This window comes from Oerskovia sp. Root22 (genome assembly GCF_001429135.1).
Taxonomy (GTDB): Bacteria; Actinomycetota; Actinomycetes; order Actinomycetales; family Cellulomonadaceae; genus Oerskovia; species Oerskovia enterophila.
On the sequence record NZ_LMIL01000002.1, the window covers coordinates 1 to 632 of the forward strand.

Here is a 632-nt window from a genome sequence, read left to right on the forward strand (position 1 = left end):
GACCGCGGCGCTGGTGATCTCGATGCCCTCGCCGTAATGCAACCGGTCGCTCAGGTCATAGTCCCCAGCAGCCGAACCAGTGTTGGTCGCGACCAGGTCATAGGTGATCGTCCATGTCCCGTCACCGTTGGGCGTGGGGCCGGAACTGATGGTCTTGTCGACCGTGATGGATGCGACCGTCACACAGGCCTCGGCCGAATCGGTCAGGCCGTTGTAGTTGATCCCCGCGGCGTTCGACAGCCCGCCCTGGGCTCCGCCTGGCTCCGCGGAGNAGGCCCAGCACTGATGGTCTTGTCGACCGTGATCGCAGCGACCGTCACACAGGCCTCGGCCGAATCGGTCAGGCCGTTGTAGTTGATCCCCGCGGCGTTCGACAGCCCGCCCTGGGCTCCGCCTGGCTCCGCGGAGCACGGCGTGATCACCGGAGCCCCCTGGGTGCCGTCTGCCAGGGCGAGAACGACTTCGACCTGGTAGGTGTGGGTGCCGCCAGCAGCGAGCTCCACCACAGAGGCGATGACGTTCTCCGCCGCGCCCTCAGCCCCGAGACCGGTCCAGGACGGCGAAGCCGTCACACCCTCTGGGGTGGTGGTCACAGCGCCCGAGCGGACCTCGAGGTCGCCGTCAGCGGTCAT